This window comes from Enterobacter sp. DVT3837 (genome assembly GCF_056238685.1).
Genome location: NZ_JBWDLA010000001.1, coordinates 1274433 through 1292914, shown reverse-complemented (window position 1 = coordinate 1292914; position 18482 = coordinate 1274433). Strand labels below are relative to the sequence as shown.

The window sequence follows — 18482 nt, the reverse complement described above, 5'->3', positions numbered from 1 at the left end:
TAAATACGTACCGGCTGCCAGCGCTTCAGGAACAGCGTCAGACAAACCAGCGAAACCAGCGAAGAGATAATGTCCGGCAGTTCAGGGCCGAGGAAGTTGGAGCTGAGATACTGGGCGATGGCGAACGAACCACCTGCCACCATCACCGCAGGCCAGGTCTCCTTCACGCCGCGCCAGCCGTCCATAATCGCCATGATCCAGAACAGCACGATAATGGTCAGGAACGGCAGTTGGCGGCCCACCATCTGGCCAATCTCGAAGCTGTCCAGCCCGGTGACCTGTCCGGCCACCAGAATTGGAATGCCCATCGCACCAAACGCGACGGGGGCGGTGTTCACAATCAGGCACAGACCCGCGGCATACAGCGGGTTAAAGCCCAGACCGACCAGCAGCGCGGCGGTGATCGCCACCGGTGCGCCAAAACCTGCTGCCCCTTCCAGGAACGCCCCAAAGGAGAAGCCGACAATCAGCATCTGCAGGCGCTGGTCAGGGGTAATCGAGAGAATCGACGAACGGATGATGTCGAACTGCCCGGTTTTCACCGAGATTTTATAGACAAAGACCGCGGCGATGATGATCCACGCAATCGGCCACAGGCCATAGAAGAAACCGTAGACGACAGAGGCCAGTGCGCGATCGACCGGCATTTTATAGAAGAACAGCGCCACCATCAGCGCGATAGCAACGGTATACGTCGCGGCGAGGTAGCCCTTCAGCTTGAGCTTAATCAGCGCAAAGAAGAAGAACAGGATCGGAAGTGATGCGATCAGGCTCGACAGCCAGATATTTCCGGCCGGGTCGTAGTTTTGTTGCCAGAGGCTCATGCAGGTCTCCTGGGGACCAGACAGCCTGCGCTGCGGGTGAGTCTCCGCTCAACTCTGCGTCACAGGTTGTGTAAAAGTGGTCCTGCCAATGTTGTGTTGTAGGGTTAATGACAATGAATGGTTAACCAAATGTTATGAGCTGGCAATGGTTTTGTGAGCAGAAATGATGGATTTGTGAAGCGGGGAAGAAAGAAACAGGGGATTGGTTGGGCCAATTTGAAGCGGGGTGGAGCCTGATGCCCTCACCCCGAAGCTCTCCCACAGGGGGAGGGGGAATGATCAGAACGCGGTCTTACAAAAACCCGTCATCTCTTTCAGGCCCATTTCACGGCCCAGCTCGGTCATCGGGTGCACCACCACCAGACCACGAACGCTTTTCTTCAGCTTGCCCATGTCGGCCTGCTCTTTTTTGGTGATCGCACGGCGGTGCGGCATGTTCATCAGCTTCTGCGCTTCTTTGCTCAGCTTCTGGCCTTTGACTTCGCGCAGGCGCTCTATTTCGGTTTCCAGCGTGGCGACCTCTTTTTCCAGCTCAGCGTACTTCTCGGCGGAATCGACCAGTGACAGGCCAGCCATCTGGTGGCGGATCAGATCCAGACGGTCGCTCAGGCGTTTAATTTCGTTCTTTTCGACTTCTTTCATGACAAATAACTCTGAAAACGGGGAATTTACAGGGAAGGATACACCAATGTGAGCAGGCTTACTTCTGAAACGCTTTTTTTAAGCTGATTCGGGAAATCAGCTCAGTCAGGGAGAGGACCATTGTGGAGCGAACAACCTGTTGATAACGCAGCTTTTGCATCGCGTATAGCTCAGGATCGCTGTTATCAAACTGAGGTGCCGGGGGAAGGGCAGTGACGCAATGCAACTCGCCGAAAGGTCCAAGGATCTCATCATCGGTAAAGGTGTACTCATTACCGTCATGATTTAACTCTTCGCGCAGCGCCATCAACAGCTCAGCGTCTTCATACTCTGGCCTGCTCAGCACACCAAGGCCATAAATCAGCTTCAGACGCACTGAGAGATCGCCCAGCGGGCCGTCTCCGTCCAGTAACGGTTCTACAGCATATTTTACCGCGTAGTCGTCTTTGCGAAACACCTGAAGCACCAGGATATTCACCGCCTCGGTTAGCAACTCGACGGCGGCAATCAGGAAACTTCGTACGGTTTTGCCAGCATTCAGACGCTCAAGCACACGATTTTCAAAGGCCTGGGTTTGTTCCATTATTGCCTGCATATCTGACAATCTGTAATCAGGGCGCAGGGTTACCTGCGCCACACTCTGCATCATTTGGTTGCGTTATATGCGTTAACCGCCTCCACAACCACGTCGCTGTTGGCGTCCAGACCTGAAATCTGCGCCAGCGCAGCCTGCGCGCCTTTATCGTCAATCAGTTGAGCCAGTTCCTGCGCCTGCGGATCCTGCTCGCTGCGGTAGTGCATTGCGGCGGCAATCCCTTTCACCAGGTTGGCGTGCGGCAGACCGTATTCCAGCGTGCCCAGCAGCGGTTTAATCAGGCGATCGCCCGAGCTCAGCTTGCGCAGGGGCTGACGGCCAACGCGCTCAACGTCATCTTTCAGATACGGGTTTTCAAAACGACCGAGGATTTTCTGGATGTATGCTGCGTGTTTATCAGCATCAAAACCGTAGCGTTTGATCAGCACCGCGCCGCTCTCTTCCATTGCCCCTTTTACCACAGCGCGAATGTTCTCATCGAGAATCGCGTCACGGATGGTCTGATGACCGGCCAATTTTCCGAGGTACGCGGTTATAGCATGCCCGGTGTTCAGCGTGAAGAGTTTGCGTTCGACAAATGCCATCAGGTTATCAGTTAATTCCATCCCCGGGATGGTTGGCAGCGCGCCTTTAAACTGCGTTTTATCGACGATCCACTCGCTGAAGGTTTCAACGGTCACTTCCAGCGGGTCGTGGGTGGCGGATTCAGACGGTGGGACGATACGGTCAACGGCGGAATCAACAAACCCCACGTGCGCTTCAACCCAGGCTTTATCTTCGTCGGCAACAGCGGCGAGCACATGGCCTTTCAACTGCGTGGTGCCGCGCACCATGTTTTCACAGGCGATGATGTTCAGCGGGGTATCAATGTTCTGCGCTTTACGTTTTGCGAGGCCTTTCGCCACTGCAGGAGCGATACGCTCAAGCACGACCGGACCCACGGCGGTGGTCACCAGATCGACGCTGGCAATAAGGTCGATAACGTCGTCGCCAATGCTGCTTACGGCATTCACACCTGAAACCGTTTCAACCTGCTCGTTTTCTCCAACCACGTGTACCTGGTAGCTATGACGGGCATTCAGGGCGTCTAGCACCACCTGGTTCACATCGGCGAATGTCAGTGTAATGCCCGCGTCTGCCAGCAGTTTGCCGATAAAGCCACGACCGATATTACCTGCGCCAAAATGTAATGCTTTCATAGTGTTAACCTTCATCAATGTTTTTTACCCGAGAGGGCTGGGGTGAGGAACCGCATAACTTTCCCCTCACCCTAGCCCTCTCCCCTGTGGGGAGAGGGCGGAAATGGGCTTACTTGTTCAGCAGCGCCAGTACTTCTTCCACGCTGGTGGTGCTGGCCAGACGCTCAATGACAGACTCATCATCCAGGGCGTTAGTCAGGCTGGTAATCACCTGAATGTGCTCGTTATTGCGAGCGGCGATACCAATCACCAGACGGGCGATGTCGTCTTCTTCTTCACCGAAGCGCACACCCTGCGGATACTGACAGAATACGACGCCGGTTTTTAGCACGCGATCTTTCGCTTCAACCGTACCGTGCGGAACCGCGATGGATTCACCCAGGTAGGTTGGCGTCAGTTTTTCACGTTCCAGCATCGCATCAACGTATTCAGGTTGAACGTAGCCACCTTTCACCAGTTGCTCACCGGCAAAGCGAATCGCCTCTTCTTTGGTAGCAGCAGTACGACCGAGGAAGATGTTCTCCGCACCCAGTTTGAACAGGTGGGCGTTGCTCTCGTCGAAACTGTCCTGCAGGCTGGAGCGCACTTTCACTTCGTTGTCTTCGTGACGCTGCGCGGCAACCAGACGCTCGGTCAGGCTGGTGTACAGGCCGCTGTCGAGGAAGTTGGTCAGCGAAATATGCTGTGCCTGCGGAACCTGACGCATGGCGCGTTCGGTCAGATCGCGGTGCGTGATAACCAGGTCCACATCCGGTGGCAGACTGTTGATGGCGCTGTTGGTCACAGAGATGTTAGTCAGACCCGCATCCTGCACTTTCTTACGCAGCACACCTGCACCCATTGCGCTGGAACCCATACCGGCGTCACAGGCAACGATGATTTTACGCACGTGGCTCAGGTCGTTAGAGACATCACCAGCCGCCAGCGGTGTAGCACCTTTGGATTCCGCTTTCATGTCGTGCATACGACGGGTAGCCGCTTCGATATCATCATCTTCTTTCACTTTGCTGGTTTTCAGCAGGATAGAAGAGACCACGAAGGAGACCGCCATTGCTGCACAGATAGCCGCGATGTTTGCGAAGTAAGCCCCTTTTGGCGTCATCGCCAGTACCGCCAGGATAGAACCCGGAGACGCCGGAGAAACCAGACCACCGCCCAGCACGCTCAGGGTGAACACACCGGTCATACCGCCGAGGATAACGGCCAGGATCAGACGCGGATTCATCAGCACGTACGGGAAGTAAATTTCGTGGATACCACCCAGGAAGTGAATGATAGCCGCACCGCCCGCAGACTGCTTCGCGCTACCGCGACCAAAGAACATGTACGCCAGCAGAACACCCATACCCGGGCCCGGGTTCGCTTCAATCAGGAAGAAGATGGATTTGCCAAGCTCATGAGACTGCTGAATACCCAGCGGTGAGAAGATACCGTGGTTGATGGCGTTGTTAAGGAACAGGATTTTCGCCGGTTCAACAAAGATAGACGCCAGCGGCAGCATGTCGTGCGCAACCATGAAGTTAACGCCTGCTGCCAGAATTTTGGACAGCACTTCAACCGCAGGGCCAATGCCGAGGAACGCCAGAATCGCCAGGATCATACCAATGATGCCTGCGGAGAAGTTGTTCACCAGCATTTCGAAGCCAGAGCGAATCTTACCGTCTACCCAGGAATCAAAGTGTTTGATTGCCCAACCGCCCAGAGGACCCGCAATCATTGCGCCCAGGAACATTGGCATATCCGCACCGACAATCACACCCATGGTTGTGATTGCACCCACTACACCGCCACGGTCACCGCCCACCAGACGACCACCGGTGAAACCGATGAGCAGCGGCAGCAGATAAGTAATCATTGGGCCAACAAGTTTCGCCAGCGTTTCGTTAGGCAACCACCCTGTCGGAATGAACAATGCGGTGATGATACCCCACGCGATAAACGCGCCGATATTTGGCATCACCATGTTGCTGAGGAAACGACCAAAGCTTTGTACTTTGATCTTGAAATCGGATGACATAAAACACCCCTTCTTCTGTTTACGCTTAGGCTTGCGGCCCGAGGTTTATTGTTAATGTGAGGCGGCAGAGGTAGCCGGGCCCTGTTCATGCTGTGAAATCTGGCACTGAATCGTTCAACTGTCCAGATGACGAAAATTTGTGTGATGCGTGTCACGTAAATGTAGGGGGTGTGGATATCAATGTGGTGATCTGAATCACAAAATAAGTGGGCAAAAAAAATACGATGACGAAAAATAGAGCAGAAACGACCCTTTTTTGTGATTTTTGTCACATTTGATCCTGGCGGATTTGTCTCTGTATTGTGACTTATTTCACAAAATATTTTTATGCAGAATTCTCCGGCTGTGATCCTTAACAAATTCTGTCTTGCGATTTAGCGTCAGGATGGCATGGGGCGACACAGAAAGCTAAAAAACCACTTTTCAGATGTGGTATGGCGAAAAGTGTAAACGTGGATTACGCTCATATTGTAAGGTTAAGTCTATTATTATTCAGGTTATATTTTGACACGTTTATAAACTTGCATGGAGATATTATAAAAATCCATACTCCCCGGCTGCTGAAATAGCAAGTGATTACTGTTCCTATAAAAAATTAATTAGGTTGCGTACCGTTTTATTAATTTAATGAGTTGACGTTGTTTAAGTGAGGAGAATATGTTTCTCAACTATTTTGCGCTGGGCGTATTGATTTCGTATTCCTGGTCCTTTTTTACGGCGTCATAGCCATTCATGACATCCCGTATAATATGGCCAAAAAACGTAACCATCCCCATGCCGATGCGATTCATACGGCAGGATGGATTAGCCTGTTTACGCTCCATGCTATATGGCCGTTCCTGTGGATCTGGGCCACGCTTTACCGTGAAGATCGCGGCTGGGGGATGCAGAACCACATCTCGAAGCCTGATGAGGTACCGGGCATGGATGCACTGACCAAACGCGTGGCGGAGCTTGAACAAAAGCTGGCAGCGGCACAACCCACAGCTGATAAGAACACGCTGGAGCGCTAATCATGGATCTGTTGATTGTTCTGACCTATGTGGCATTTGCCTGGGCCATCTTTAAAATATTCCGTATTCCCGTTAACCAGTGGACGCTCGCCACCGCGACATTAGGCGGGATATTTATTGTTGCCGGACTTATCCTGTTAATGAACTATAACCACCCGTATACCTTTACGGCTCAAAAGGCGGTAATGGTGCCAACTTACTGATTTAGTGTACGATGGTGTTTTTGAGGTGCTCCCGTGGCTTCCATCTCCATCAGTTGTCCCTCCTGCTCAGCTACTGAAGGCGTGGTGCGTAACGGTAAAAGTACTGCCGGACATCAGCGCTATCTCTGCTCTCACTGCCGTAAAACATGGCAACTGCAGTTCACTTACACCGCTTCTCAACCCGGTACGCACCAGAAAATCATTGATATGGCCATGAATGGTGTTGGATGCCGGGCAACCGCCCGCATTATGGGCGTTGGCCTCAACACGATTTTACGTCACTTAAAAAACTCAGGCCGCAGTCGGTAACCTCGCGCATACAGCCGGGCAGTGACGTCATCGTCTGCGCGGAAATGGACGAACAGTGGGGCTACGTCGGTGCTAAATCACGTCAGCGCTGGCTGTTTTACGCGTATGACAGGATACGGAGGACGGTTGTGGCGCACGTCTTCGGTGAACGCACTCTGGCCACACTGGAGCGTCTTCTGAGCCTGCTGTCGGCCTTTGAGGTCGTGGTATGGATGACGGATGGCTGGCCGCTGTATGAATCCCGCCTGAAGGGAAAGCTGCACGTAATCAGCAAGCGTTACACTCAGCGAATTGAGCGGCATAACCTGAATCTGAGACAACATCTGGCAAGGCTGGGACGGAAGTCACTGTCGTTCTCAAAATCGGTGGAGCTGCATGACAAGGTCATCGGGCATTATCTGAACATAAAACACTATCAGTAAGTTGGAGTCATTACCCAAAAGGCGGTTATTTCTATTCCGATTACGCCGCAGGTCACCGGGGTGGTCAGTGAAGTGACTGATAAAAATAATCAGCTCATTAAAAAGGGTGAAGTGTTATTTAAACTTGATCCAGGTCGCTACCAGGCGCGTGTAGACAGACTCCAGGCTGACCTGGTCACTGCGACGCACAACATCGACAACCTTAAGGCACAACTGTCGGAAGCGGTCGCCAATACCACGCGGGTGTCTGCGGAACGCGATCGTCTGTATAAGGATTATCAGCGCTACCTGAAAGGCAGTCAGGCAAAGGTTAACCCGTTCTCTGAAAGCGATATCGACAATGCGCGCCAGAACTATCTGGCACAAGACGCGCTGGTTAAAGGCTCTGTCGCCGAACAGACGCAAATTCAGACTCAGTTAGACAGCATGGTTAACGGTGAGCAATCTCAGGTTGCCTCTCTGCGCGCCCAGCTTGCCGAAGCCAAATACAACCTGGAACAGACCGTAGTGCGTGCGCCAAGCAATGGCTATATCACCCAGGTACTGATTCGTCCGGGGACGTATGCCGCCGCGCTGCCTCTGCGCCCGGTGATGGTCTTTATCCCGGAACAAAAACGCCAGATTGTGGCGCAGTTCCGTCAGAACTCGCTGCTGCGTCTGAAACCGGGCGATGAAGCTGAAGTGGTGTTCAACGCGCTGCCGGGTCAGGTCTTCTCCGGTAAGCTCACCAGCATTCTGCCGGTGGTGCCGGGTGGATCATATCAGGCTCAGGGTGCGCTGCAGTCTCTGACGGTAGTTCCGGGTACGGATGGCGTGCTGGGGACTATCGAGCTTGACCCGAATGCCGATGTCGATGCACTGCCAGACGGTATTTATGCTCAGGTGGCGGTTTATTCGGACCATTTCGCCCATGTTTCGGTGATGCGTAAGGTGCTGCTGCGTATGACCAGCTGGATGCACTACCTCTACCTCGATCACTAATCCTTTCAGGGCAGGAATGCGACATGCAGACCTGCCCTTTTTTCGTCGCTTGATCCATACTGATTTTTTTCCGGCATCAAGGATCAGGCAATGAAACTCATCGGTAGCTACACCAGTCCCTTCGTGCGAAAAATCTCTATCCTCCTGCTGGAGAAAGGGATTGAATTTGAATTCGTCAATGAACAGCCTTACAACGCCGAAAACGGCGTCGCGCAGTACAACCCACTAGGTAAAGTCCCGGCACTGGTGACGAACGAGGGTGAATACTGGTTTGATTCCCCGATTATTGCGGAGTACATCGAGCTGCTGGGCGTCGCCCCGGCAATGCTACCGGCTGACCCAAAAGCCGCGCTGGCTGTGAAGCAAATTGAAGCCCTGGCCGATGGCATTATGGATGCGGCGTTAACTTCCGTACGCGAGCAGGCAAGACCCGCCGCCCAACAGTCGGAAACAGAACTGCTACGCCAGCGTGAAAAAATCAGCCGCAGCCTGGATATGTGTGAGCAGCTCATCCAGGAGGGAAAAATCCAGCCTGACAGAGTGGATCTGGCGACAATAGCGATCGCCTGCGCCATCGGTTATCTCAACTTCCGTCATGTTTCCCCTGGCTGGTGTGTCGATCGCCCGTTGCTGGTAAAACTTGCCGAAACGCTGTTTAGCCGTGAGAGTTTTGCCCGCACCGAACCGCCAAAGGCTTGATACGGGTTATAACACTTCGCTGCCGGAGGCGGTACAATCCCTCCACATGTTAACTCCCTCTCCCGTCGGGAGGGGGGATGATATTTACTCGCCAGGCGCTTTCATGACTACTCATCATTCGCTGTACAGCCAAATTCCCGCTACCGACCGTCTTCTTCGCGAGCCTCGCATTCATGCTGCTGTTGAGCGTTTCGGCCATACCGCGACGGTTGAGATGTTACGGTTGCTTCAGGATGAAGCCCGACACCACATTCAGGCAGAAAACACACTGCCTGACTGGTGCGCGGCGTGGGAGCAAGAAGTTGAAAAGCGGCTGGATGAGAAAACGCAAAGTGCACTTCGTCCGGTGATTAACCTGACGGGTACGGTACTGCACACCAACCTGGGGCGCGCGCAACAGGCGGAAGAGGCGGTTGCTGCGGTCGCGCAGGCCATGCGAATGCCTGTGACGCTGGAGTACGATCTGGACGGTGCAGGGCGCGGACATCGTGATCGGGCACTGGCGGACCTTCTCTGCCAGCTGACCGGCGCGGAAGATGCCTGCGTTGTGAATAACAACGCCGCCGCGGTGCTGCTGATGCTGGCGGCCACCGCTAGCGGCAGAGAGGTGGTGGTTTCCCGCGGTGAGCTGGTTGAGATTGGCGGCGCGTTTCGCATTCCGGACGTGATGCGTCAGGCGGGCTGTTCGCTGCATGAAGTGGGCACCACTAACCGCACTCATGCGAAAGATTATCGCGCGGCGGTGAATGAAAATACCGCCCTGCTGATGAAGGTTCATACCAGCAATTACCATATTGAAGGTTTCACCAAAACCGTTGAAGAAGCTGAGCTGGCAGCGATTGGACGCGAGCTGAATATACCGGTGATTGCCGATCTCGGTAGTGGTTCCCTGGTCGATCTCAGCCAGTACGGTTTGCCAAAAGAGCCGATGCCACAAGAGATGATTGCGGCGGGTGTCAGCCTGGTGAGCTTTTCCGGCGACAAACTGCTGGGGGGGCCGCAGGCGGGGATAATAGTGGGTAAGCGTGAGCTGATTGCGCAGTTGCAGCAGCATCCGCTCAAGCGAGCCCTGCGCGCGGATAAAATGACGCTCGCGGCACTGGAAGCGACATTGCGGCTCTATCTGCATCCGGAGAAACTGGCTGACCGCCTGCCCACGCTGCGTTTGCTAACCCGGGATGCCGCTTCAATTCGTGCACAGGGTGAATTGCTGCTACCCCGAGTTGCCCCTCATTACCCTGATTTTGACGTTCGCATTGAACCCTGCCAGTCGCAGATTGGCAGCGGTTCACTGCCAGTGGACAGACTGCCGAGTGAAGCGCTCACGTTCACCCCGCGTGACGGGCGCGGTAGCCACCTTGAAACCCTGTCGTCGCGCTGGCGCGCGTTGCCGACGCCGGTTATCGGGCGGATTTACGACGGCAGAATGTGGCTGGATCTACGCTGCCTTGAAGATGAAGAGCGATTTCTGGAGATGTTGTTGAAATGATTATTGCCACCGCCGGTCACGTCGACCACGGAAAAACCACGTTATTGCAGGCGATTACGGGCGTAAATGCCGATCGTCTTCCGGAAGAGAAAAAGCGCGGCATGACCATCGATCTGGGCTATGCCTACTGGCCGCAGCCTGATGGTCGCGTGCTGGGCTTTATTGATGTTCCGGGGCATGAAAAGTTTCTGTCCAACATGCTGGCGGGCGTGGGGGGGATCGATCATGCCCTGCTGGTGGTGGCCTGCGATGATGGCGTGATGGCGCAAACGCGCGAGCATCTGGCGATCCTGCAGCTGACGGGCAACCCGCAGTTGACCGTGGCGCTGACCAAAGCTGACCGCGTGGATGAGGCGCGCATCAGTGAGGTGCGCGAAATGGTACAGGCGACCCTACGGGAATATGGTTTTGCCGATGCGCCGCTTTTTGTCACCGTAGCGACTGAAGGTCGTGGTATCGACGATCTTCGCCGCCATTTGCAGCAATTGTCGTCGCGCGACCACGCCAGCCATCATCGTTTCCGTCTGGCGATTGACCGCGCGTTTACCGTTAAAGGTGCGGGTCTGGTCGTCACGGGTACGGCGCTAAGCGGCGAAGTGAGAGTGGGTGACAGTTTATGGCTGACGGGCGTTAACAAACCGATGCGCGTGCGCGGTTTACATGCGCAAAACCAGCCCGTAGAGCATGCTCATGCCGGGCAGCGAATCGCACTCAATATTGCCGGTGATGCGGAAAAAGACCAGCTTAACCGTGGTGACTGGCTGTTGGCTGATACCCCTCCAGAACCGTCTGAGCGCGTGATCGTCTCCCTGCAGACGCACATGCCGCTGACTCAATGGCAACCGCTGCATATTCATCACGCGGCCAGCCATATTACCGGACGCATCTCGCTGCTGGAAAACGACCTTGCCGAGCTGGTTTTTGATTCACCACTCTGGCTTGCGGATAATGACCGTCTTGTTCTGCGCGATATTTCAGCGCGGGAAACGCTGGCCGGGGCGCGGGTAGTGACACTTCACTCACCGCGACGTGGCAAGCGTAAACCTGAGTATCTGCAATGGCTGTCTGCGCTGGCGCAGGCGACGGATGATAAAACAGCGCTGCTGGTTCATCTCGAGCGCGGTGCGGTGAATCTTGCTGACTTTGCATGGGCTCGCCAGTTGAGTGAGGAAGGTTTACGTCAGCTGACCCAGGAGCCGGGCTTTATTCAGGCTGGCAACAGCCTGCTGAATGCCCCGGTGGCGGCGCACTGGCAGCGTAAAATATTGAACACGCTTGCGACTTACCATGAACAGCATCAGGATGAACCGGGCCCCGGCCGCGAGCGTCTGCGCCGCATGGCGCTGCCGATGGAAGACGATGCTCTGGTGCTGCTGTTGATTGAAAATATGCGCGAAACGGGGGCGATTAAAAGTCACCACGGTTGGCTGCATCTGCCGGATCACAAAGCCGGGTTTACCGCTGAGCAAGAGGCAGTATGGCAAAAAGTGGCATCACTGTTTGGCGATGAGCCATGGTGGGTTCGCGATCTGGCCCGCCAAACGAATACTGACGAGCAAGTGATGCGCCAGGTATTGCGCCATGCGGCGCAGCAGGGGCTTATCGTCGCGATCGTGAAAGATCGTTATTACCGTAACGATCGCATTGTTGCGTTTGCCAACCTGATCCGTGAGCTGGATCAGGAACGAGGCTCTACCTGTGCAGCCGATTTCCGCGACCGTTTGAATGTTGGCCGCAAGCTGGCGATCCAGATCCTGGAATATTTCAACCGTATCGGGTTTACCCGCCGTCGCGGAAATGATCATTTATTACGCGATTCACTATTATTTCCGCAAACATAAAACAGGAATTAATACAAAAATAGAATAGATAGAAAGAGATTTAAATATTAATTCACACCTTCGCAGGGTTAAATTTATTCAACCTGCGAAGGTCTTCGCAAAATCATATTTTTGATCATGTTTTTTGCGTAATTTTTACCTTATGCTGCAGACAATTTTTATCTTTTTGAGGAAATATCATGGCTGCATCTGTATTTTATATTCCTTCCGTGAATATTATTGGTTCTGATTCATTAAACACCGCAATGGATACCATGCGCGACTACGGCTGGCGCCGCGCGCTGATTGTCACCGATACCATGCTGAGCAAGCTGGGTATGGTCGCCAGTATTCAACATGCTCTGAAAGAACGTGATATTTCCAGCGTTGTGTATGACGGCACGCACCCTAATCCGACGACAGCAAATGTGGCGGCAGGTCTGGAAATATTAAAAGCAAATCAGTGTGACTGTATTATTTCACTGGGTGGTGGTTCACCTCACGATTGTGCAAAAGGTATTGCGCTGGTGGCAGTGAACGGCGGTGATATTCGTGATTATGAAGGTGTCGATCTCTCTGCAAAGCCCCAATTGCCGATGATTGCGATTAATACTACCGCGGGTACGGCTTCGGAAATGACGCGTTTCTGTATTATTACTGATGAGACGCGTCATATTAAAATGGCGATAGTGGATAAGCACGTTACGCCAGTACTGTCCGTTAACGATTCCTCGCTCATGTCAGGAATGCCACCCTCACTGACAGCGGCAACCGGTATGGATGCCCTGACGCATGCGATTGAAGCGTATGTGTCTGTGGCGGCCACACCTATTACCGATGCCTGCGCGCTGAAAGCGGTGACGATGATTAGTGAAAACCTGGTACATGCCGTTGAAGATGGCAGTAACGCTCAGGCGCGTGAAGCGATGGCCTATGCACAATTCCTCGCTGGAATGGCGTTTAACAATGCTTCACTAGGCTATGTACACGCGATGGCGCATCAGTTGGGTGGCTTCTACGATCTGCCGCATGGCGTCTGTAATGCTGTACTGCTTCCACACGTTCAGGTGTTTAACAGCAAGGCTGCGGCGGGGCGTCTGCGCGACTGTGCAAAAGCCATGGGCGTGAATGTGAGTGAGATGACCGACATGCAGGGAGCCCAGGCCTGCATCGTTGAGATCCGTGCGCTGGCCCGCAAGGTCAATATCCCGGCGGGCCTTCGCGAACTGAACGTCAAAGAGGAAGATATTCCGGTCCTGGCAACCAATGCGCTGAAGGATGCCTGTGGGTTCACCAACCCGGTTCAGGCGACCCATGAAGAGATAATGGAAATTTACCGCGCCGCGATGTGACCCTTGTCGTAAACCCGTCACCGGCTGGCGAGAAAATCGTCAGTCGGGACTACCCTTGTTGTACACCAACAGCAAGGAGACGGTCATGACAAACAATCCTCCCTCATCGCGTATCCAGCCTGGCGAGTATGGTTTTCCCCTCAAGCTGAAACCCCGTTATGACAACTTTATTGGCGGTGCCTGGGTGGCTCCCGTCGACGGCGAATACTATTCCAACCTGACCCCCGTCACCGGTCAGCCGCTTTGTGAGATAGCCAGCTCCGGCAAGCGTGATATCGATCTGGCGCTGGATGCGGCGCATAAAGCGAAAGATAAATGGGGCCATACTTCCGTCCAGGACCGTGCGGCCATATTGTTCAAAATTGCCGACCGGATGGAGCAAAATCTGGAGCTGCTGGCGACAGCGGAAACCTGGGATAACGGCAAGCCTATCCGGGAAACAATGGCGGCAGATGTGCCGCTGGCCATTGACCACTTCCGCTATTTTGCTTCCTGTATTCGTGCTCAGGAGGGCGGAATCAGTGAGGTCGACAGCGATACCGTGGCGTATCACTTCCACGAGCCTTTGGGCGTGGTGGGGCAAATCATTCCGTGGAACTTCCCGCTGCTGATGGCGAGCTGGAAAATGGCACCTGCGCTGGCAGCAGGGAACTGTATTGTCCTCAAACCGGCGCGCCTGACCCCGCTGTCGGTCCTGTTGTTGATGGAAGTGATTGGCGATCTGCTGCCACCGGGGGTGGTCAACGTGGTGAACGGTGCCGGAGGTGAAATTGGTGAATATCTGGCGACCTCAAAACGTATCGCCAAGGTGGCATTTACCGGGTCGACGGAAGTGGGTCAGCAGATCATGCAGTACGCGACGCAGAACATCATTCCGGTAACGCTGGAACTGGGCGGTAAGTCTCCGAATATTTTCTTTGCCGATGTGATGGATGAAGAAGATGCCTTCTTCGATAAAGCCCTGGAAGGGTTTGCTCTGTTTGCCTTCAATCAGGGGGAAGTGTGCACTTGCCCGAGCCGGGCGCTGGTTCAGGAGTCTATTTACGAGCGCTTTATGGAGCGCGCGATCCGTCGTGTGGAGTCTATCCGCAGCGGTAACCCGCTTGATAGTGTCACCCAGATGGGGGCGCAGGTTTCTCATGGACAACTGGAAACGATCCTCAACTATATTGATATCGGCAAGAAAGAAGGGGCAGATATCCTGACCGGTGGTCGTCGCAAAGTGCTCGGTGGGGATCTGCAGGAAGGGTATTATCTTGAGCCGACGATCCTGTTCGGTAAGAACAATATGCGAGTCTTCCAGGAGGAAATTTTCGGACCGGTGCTGGCAGTGACGACCTTCAAAACGATGGAGGAGGCACTGGAAATTGCGAATGACACACCGTATGGCCTGGGGGCGGGTGTCTGGAGCCGCAACGGTAATCTGGCTTATAAGATGGGAAGAGGCATTCAGGCCGGTCGTGTATGGACTAACTGTTACCATGCCTATCCGGCGCATGCGGCATTTGGTGGTTATAAGCAATCGGGCATCGGGCGTGAAACGCACAAGATGATGCTGGAGCATTACCAGCAGACAAAATGTCTACTGGTCAGTTATTCCGATAAACCTCTGGGACTGTTCTAATCACTCCGCTCAGGCCGTCCATTGACGGCCTGAGCAATTTGCTGGCGCAGGCAGTTTAGTACGCCATCCAGGACGTATTGCACACGCCAGGGTTGATATTCGCGCTTGCGGAATATGGTCGTCAGGTCGAGCCACCACTCCTCCTGATGCGGGAAGCAAGGGACCAACATTCCCTGAGTTAATTCTTTTTTCAGGCTCTCTTTGGGAGCAAAAACAATTCCAAGGTTATTTCTTGCCAGTTCCAGGGCCGTCTGCGTATTGTCGCAAATATAGTTCCCGGTCACTCTATAATCATGGATCTCATCGCTGCCATGCACGCGGAAACGCCAGATGTTTGCATCATCAACCAGCATGGAGTCTATAAGAATACAGGAGTGGTTAATTAAATCTTCAGGTCCCGTTAAGGGGTGTTTATTTAAATACTCTTTGGTTGCAAATGCTGTGACCGAATATTTTGTTAAAACACTCGCAACCAGACTTTCGTCTTTCGGTTGCGCATAGGTGATTAAAATATCGCAGTCATCAGGAAAGGAAACACCTTCTGAATATTCATTCCGATCCAGGTTGTACGTTTTCAGGGAGATGCGGATATCACCGATGTCCTCTATCTTGTGGATCACGTGTCGCGCGAGGTAGGTCACAATGCCCGTAGGGGCATAGATTGTCACTTTTCCACGTTTTTCGTGCTTATAATCAGCAATGAAATTAACAAGTTGGCTGTTTTTGTCCAGCGAGGCGTTAATGTAAGGGAGTAATGCTTCACCGAACTGGGTCAGGGCCAGCTGGCGCGTGGTGCGCTCAAAAACCTTAAGTCCAACCCGTGTTTCAAAATCAGAGAGATATTTACTGACGTTGGCCTGCGCCATGCTCAGCAGGGCGGCGGCATCGCCAATACTGTGGGTTGCTGCGATGACGGATATAATTTTTAATTCGCGTGGCTTTAGTTGTAATTGGCTTTGTTGAATAAATAAGATTTCGTGCGAACGACCCTGTAGCTGGCTGGATTTTCAGGCAATACGCACGCTTTCTGGCATCCCAGCCTTTGTCATCCTGTTCAACGCACGCACCATGGCCATAGCTTCCGCTACCTGACCATCGTAGTCACGCAGCGTCAGTGAATCTCCCAACAACTGCTTCATTCTGTACATTGCCGTTTCCGCTATCGAGCGACGGTTATATTCCGTTGTCCATTTCCACCGTGCATTGCTTCCGCTCAGCCGCTGATTAGCAACGGCACGGTTGCGGTCTGCGTACTCACCGGGCCAGTAACCTGCTCCTTTTCGGGGAGGAATAAGCGCGCTGATTTTTTTGCGGCGCAGTTCATCGTGACAGAGCCGGGTATCGTAAGCCCCGTCTGCCGCGGCTGCCCTGATTTTTCTGTGAGTCTGCCGGATAAGGCCCGGGAAGGCTTCTGAGTCCGTGACGTTATTCAGCGACAGGTCTGCACAGACAACTTCATGTGTGTTGCTGTCAACAGCAAGATGCAACTTTCGCCAGATACGACGGCGCTCTTTGCCGTGCTTTCTGACTTTCCATTCGCCTTCACCAAAGACCTTCAGCCCGGTGGAATCAATCACCAGGTGTGCGATTTCACCCCGGGTGGACGTTTTGAAACTGACATTAACCGACTTTGCCCGCTTACTGACACTGGTGTAATCCGGGCAGCGCAACGGAACGTTCATCAGGGCAAAAATGGAATCAATAAAACCCTGCGCAGCCCGCAGGGTCAGCCGGAATACGCGTTTAATCACCAGAACGGTGGTGATGGCGAGATCAGAATAGCGCTGGGGCCTTCCTCGTGATGAAGGCGTTGCCGACTCATACCAGGCCTGAATCGCCTCATCATCCAGCCAGAAAGTGAGGGAGCCACGGTTGATGAGAGCTTTGTTGTAGGTGGACCAGTTGGTGATTCTGAACTTTTGCTTTGCCACGGAATGGTCTGTGTTGTCGGGAGGATGCGTGATCTGATCCTTCAACTCAGCAAAAGTTCGATTTATTCAACAAAGCCGTTGTAATTTACTCATCATGCACACCAATCTATATGATTTTATATATAATATTATATAAAGCGCAGCGTTGCATTGACAAATTTGTAACCATTATTATTCGCCTCGCTTGTTTGGCGTTTAAATGGATTACATGTAATGACTATTAAATACAATTTACTCATCGCTGCCACGTTATTTGCAACATCATCTGCAATGGCCGGTGACTTTTCACTTGGAGCGGGGGCTGTATTTAATGAGTCTCCTTACAAAGGATATAATGAAAATACAACGGCAGTACCGTTAATTAGCTACGAAGGCGATCGTTTCTATGTGCGCCAGACCACAGGAGGGTGGATCCTGTGGAAAGATGAAAAAAATGAATTCAGCCTGACCGCATCCTGGATGCCGCTCCATTTTGATCCTGATGACAACGACGACCATCAGATGAAAAAGCTTGATGAGCGAAAAGCCTCTGCCTTCCTCGGTGGCGCATACTACCGCCATGAAAACTGGGGTTCGCTGAAAGTGGCGGTCTCTGGTGATGCCACGGATGAAAGCGGCGGTGTGATCGGTGAGGTATCCTACTTCCGTCCAATCCGTATGGAACGCCTGACTCTGACGCCATCTGTCGGTATTTTCTATAGCGATGAGAGCTATAACGACTACTACTACGGTGTATCCGGCAGTGAGTCTCGTCGCTCAGGCCTGGACGAATACACCGCAGGTGACAGCTGGACGCCATACGTTGGTCTGGCGGCTAAATATCAGTTAACCCAGAAACTGTTCCTTAACGCCAGTGCGGTTTATACCGTGTTACCTGATGACGTGAAGAACAGTCCGATGATCGACCGTGACGACAGCTTCGCGCTGATGACCGGCCTGACCTGGCGTTTCTGATGCGGTAAAGCCGGGTGGCGGCTTCGCCTTACCCGGCTTACGATAGCCCCTGCATTTTTATCTGCAATCGACTGTAATCCCCTTTTCTTTTCCCGATACTTCTTCCCGTTCCGACAAAAGCGGCTGCACTGGTGTTTCTCAATACGCTAATGTGATTCGACCCGGTAGTGATGGTGTGTGTCATGTGTATAATCATGGAAGGATTGGGATGTGAAAAGTGCGGATGTGATTACTGTTCTGATCGGTCATGGCTGGAAATGTGTCAGAACGAAAGGAAGCCATCATCAGTTTCGCCATCCCGAACAGAAAGGGCTTGTTACTGTCCCACATCCTAAGAAGGATATTAAACCGGGCACTCTCGCGCAGATCTGGCGGCAGGCGGGGATTAAACACTGATATCAGGAGTAG

14 protein-coding genes and 4 pseudogenes are annotated in these 18482 nt (G+C 53.1%); 11 read left to right on the top strand and 7 right to left on the bottom strand.

The annotated features are described in order from the left end of the window. Positions 1–2: 2 nt before the first annotated feature. The 5 genes and pseudogenes from AC0XWG_RS06275 to AC0XWG_RS06255 all read right to left on the bottom strand — a co-directional run. Positions 3–824, bottom strand: a pseudogene (locus AC0XWG_RS06275) (lactate permease LctP family transporter); the annotation flags it as partial. Positions 825–1103: 279 nt separating this feature from the next. Beyond that, complete coding sequence (locus tag AC0XWG_RS06270; protein WP_024906604.1) at positions 1104–1466, bottom strand: YibL family ribosome-associated protein; 363 nt, start codon at positions 1464–1466, stop codon at positions 1104–1106. Between the two features lie 58 nt (positions 1467–1524). Beyond that, positions 1525–2115: a mannitol operon repressor MtlR gene (gene mtlR / locus AC0XWG_RS06265; RefSeq protein ID WP_028018221.1), complete on the bottom strand. Its 591-nt coding sequence runs from the start codon at positions 2113–2115 to the stop codon at positions 1525–1527. After that, positions 2112–3260, bottom strand: coding sequence for a mannitol-1-phosphate 5-dehydrogenase (gene mtlD / locus AC0XWG_RS06260; RefSeq protein ID WP_128348975.1), 1149 nt, complete (start codon positions 3258–3260; stop codon positions 2112–2114). Before mtlD ends, mtlR begins: the two co-directional genes overlap by 4 nt. Before the next feature lie 109 nt (positions 3261–3369). Further along, positions 3370–5277 (bottom strand): PTS mannitol transporter subunit IICBA, encoded by a 1908-nt coding sequence (locus AC0XWG_RS06255; protein ID WP_028018223.1) that lies wholly within the window; start codon positions 5275–5277, stop codon positions 3370–3372. Positions 5278–5934: 657 nt separating this feature from the next. Here AC0XWG_RS06255 and AC0XWG_RS06250 point away from each other — a divergent pair. From AC0XWG_RS06250 to aldB, 9 genes and pseudogenes are all read left to right on the top strand, one after another. Next, a pseudogene (locus tag AC0XWG_RS06250) lies at positions 5935–6290 on the top strand (DUF3302 domain-containing protein). Positions 6291–6292: 2 nt separating this feature from the next. After that, positions 6293–6478 (top strand): annotated as a pseudogene (locus AC0XWG_RS06245) (HlyD family secretion protein); the annotation flags it as partial. Between the two features lie 48 nt (positions 6479–6526). Next, positions 6527–7224, top strand: a protein-coding gene (locus tag AC0XWG_RS06240; protein WP_223216367.1) for an IS1 family transposase whose coding sequence is annotated in 2 segments (ribosomal slippage) — positions 6527–6776 and positions 6776–7224 — 699 coding nt in all. Because the reading frame shifts where the segments join, the coding sequence is not laid out codon by codon here. Between the two features lie 15 nt (positions 7225–7239). Further along, a pseudogene (locus AC0XWG_RS06235) lies at positions 7240–8205 on the top strand (HlyD family secretion protein); the annotation flags it as partial. A gap of 90 nt (positions 8206–8295) precedes the next feature. Then, positions 8296–8904 (top strand): glutathione S-transferase, encoded by a 609-nt coding sequence (locus AC0XWG_RS06230; protein WP_028018226.1) that lies wholly within the window; start codon positions 8296–8298, stop codon positions 8902–8904. 103 nt (positions 8905–9007) lie between these two features. Next, a complete protein-coding gene (gene selA / locus AC0XWG_RS06225) occupies positions 9008–10393 on the top strand; it encodes an L-seryl-tRNA(Sec) selenium transferase (protein WP_257246728.1) in 1386 nt (461 codons plus the stop codon). Then, entirely contained in the window at positions 10390–12234 is a 1845-nt protein-coding gene (gene selB, locus AC0XWG_RS06220; RefSeq protein WP_257246729.1) for a selenocysteine-specific translation elongation factor, read from the top strand. Before selA ends, selB begins: the two co-directional genes overlap by 4 nt. A 179-nt stretch (positions 12235–12413) precedes the next feature. Beyond that, positions 12414–13565, top strand: a complete 1152-nt coding sequence (yiaY, locus tag AC0XWG_RS06215; RefSeq protein ID WP_257246730.1) for an L-threonine dehydrogenase — start codon at positions 12414–12416, stop codon at positions 13563–13565. Positions 13566–13650: 85 nt separating this feature from the next. Beyond that, positions 13651–15189 carry an aldehyde dehydrogenase AldB gene (gene aldB / locus AC0XWG_RS06210; RefSeq protein ID WP_028018230.1) on the top strand — a complete coding sequence of 513 codons (1539 nt, stop codon included), beginning with the start codon at positions 13651–13653 and terminating at the stop codon, positions 15187–15189. On the opposite strand, the gene AC0XWG_RS06205 is transcribed toward aldB, so the two are convergent. Both AC0XWG_RS06205 and AC0XWG_RS06200 read right to left on the bottom strand, forming a co-directional pair. Next, positions 15186–16154 (bottom strand): LysR family transcriptional regulator, encoded by a 969-nt coding sequence (locus AC0XWG_RS06205; RefSeq protein WP_475680763.1) that lies wholly within the window; start codon positions 16152–16154, stop codon positions 15186–15188. The genes aldB and AC0XWG_RS06205 overlap by 4 nt on opposite strands. A gap of 42 nt (positions 16155–16196) precedes the next feature. Further along, a complete protein-coding gene (locus tag AC0XWG_RS06200; protein ID WP_000654811.1) occupies positions 16197–17165 on the bottom strand; it encodes an IS5 family transposase in 969 nt (322 codons plus the stop codon). 168 nt (positions 17166–17333) lie between these two features. On the opposite strand from AC0XWG_RS06200, the gene AC0XWG_RS06195 reads away from it, so the two are divergent. Together AC0XWG_RS06195 and AC0XWG_RS06190 are read left to right on the top strand one after the other, a co-directional pair. Then, positions 17334–18074, top strand: coding sequence for a MipA/OmpV family protein (locus AC0XWG_RS06195; protein WP_257246731.1), 741 nt, complete (start codon positions 17334–17336; stop codon positions 18072–18074). Positions 18075–18284: 210 nt separating this feature from the next. Continuing rightward, a complete protein-coding gene (locus AC0XWG_RS06190) occupies positions 18285–18470 on the top strand; it encodes a type II toxin-antitoxin system HicA family toxin (RefSeq protein WP_041911637.1) in 186 nt (61 codons plus the stop codon). Positions 18471–18482 lie beyond the last annotated feature (12 nt).

What these genes read in the sequence shown, in the direction of transcription:
- AC0XWG_RS06270 (WP_024906604.1), bottom strand. Translation starts at nt 1,466, where the DNA reads ATGAAAGAAGTCGAAAAGAACGAAATTAAACGCCTGAGCGACCGTCTG.
- mtlR (WP_028018221.1), bottom strand. Translation starts at nt 2,115, where the DNA reads ATGATGCAGAGTGTGGCGCAGGTAACCCTGCGCCCTGATTACAGATTG.
- mtlD (WP_128348975.1), bottom strand. Translation starts at nt 3,260, where the DNA reads ATGAAAGCATTACATTTTGGCGCAGGTAATATCGGTCGTGGCTTTATC.
- AC0XWG_RS06255 (WP_028018223.1), bottom strand. Translation starts at nt 5,277, where the DNA reads ATGTCATCCGATTTCAAGATCAAAGTACAAAGCTTTGGTCGTTTCCTC.
- AC0XWG_RS06230 (WP_028018226.1), top strand. Translation starts at nt 8,296, where the DNA reads ATGAAACTCATCGGTAGCTACACCAGTCCCTTCGTGCGAAAAATCTCT.
- selA (WP_257246728.1), top strand. Translation starts at nt 9,008, where the DNA reads ATGACTACTCATCATTCGCTGTACAGCCAAATTCCCGCTACCGACCGT.
- selB (WP_257246729.1), top strand. Translation starts at nt 10,390, where the DNA reads ATGATTATTGCCACCGCCGGTCACGTCGACCACGGAAAAACCACGTTA.
- yiaY (WP_257246730.1), top strand. Translation starts at nt 12,414, where the DNA reads ATGGCTGCATCTGTATTTTATATTCCTTCCGTGAATATTATTGGTTCT.
- aldB (WP_028018230.1), top strand. Translation starts at nt 13,651, where the DNA reads ATGACAAACAATCCTCCCTCATCGCGTATCCAGCCTGGCGAGTATGGT.
- AC0XWG_RS06195 (WP_257246731.1), top strand. Translation starts at nt 17,334, where the DNA reads ATGACTATTAAATACAATTTACTCATCGCTGCCACGTTATTTGCAACA.